Origin of the sequence: Enterobacter sp. RIT418, from assembly GCF_003057745.1 — a bacterium.
Lineage (GTDB): Bacteria > Pseudomonadota > Gammaproteobacteria > Enterobacterales > Enterobacteriaceae > Enterobacter.
On sequence record NZ_QBJD02000040.1, the window covers coordinates 1 to 901 of the forward strand.

1 protein-coding gene is annotated in these 901 nt (G+C 62.0%); it reads left to right on the forward strand.

Annotation, left to right across the window (positions count from 1 at the left end):
- Nucleotides 1-901, forward strand: a 901-nt coding sequence (gene tssC / locus DBY73_RS22005) for a type VI secretion system contractile sheath large subunit (protein WP_112013282.1), incomplete at both ends; no start/stop codon positions are given.

Consider the following 901-nt stretch of genomic DNA (forward strand, 5'->3'; position numbering starts at 1 on the left):
GCCGAGTATGACACCCCGGGCGGCGAGCCGATTGGTTCGGTCATCTCCTCCTACGAATTCGACGCCAGCCCGCAGGACATCGCGCTGCTGCGCAACATCTCCAAAGTCTCTGCCGCTGCGCACATGCCGTTTATCGGCTCCGTGGGCCCGAAATTCTTCCTGAAGGATTCGATGGAAGAGGTGGCCGCAATTAAGGATATCGGCAACTACTTCGACCGCGCGGAATACATCAAGTGGAAATCCTTCCGCGACACCGACGACTCCCGCTACATCGGGCTGGTGATGCCGCGCGTGCTGGGCCGCCTGCCGTACGGTCCGGACACCGTGCCGGTGCGCAGCTTCAACTACGTTGAGCAGGTGAAGGGCCCGGACCACGAGAAGTACCTGTGGACCAGCGCGTCGTTCGCCTTTGCTTCCAACATGGTGAAGAGCTTCATCAACAACGGCTGGTGCGTGCAGATCCGCGGTCCGCAGGCGGGCGGCGCGGTGAAAGACCTGCCGATCCACCTGTATGACCTCGGCACCGGCAACCAGGTGAAAATCCCGTCCGAGGTGATGATCCCGGAAACCCGCGAGTTCGAGTTCGCCAACCTGGGCTTCATTCCGCTCTCCTACTACAAGAACCGCGACTACGCGTGCTTCTTCTCGGCGAACTCCACCCAGAAGCCGGCCCTGTACGACACCGCGGACGCGACCGCCAACAGCCGCATCAACGCGCGCCTGCCGTACATCTTCCTGCTGTCGCGCATTGCGCACTACCTGAAGCTGATCCAGCGCGAAAACATCGGTACGACGAAAGACCGTCGCCTGCTGGAGCTGGAGCTGAACACCTGGGTGAAAGGGCTGGTGACGGAAATGACCGATCCGGGCGACGAGCTGCAGGCGTCACACCCGCTGCGCG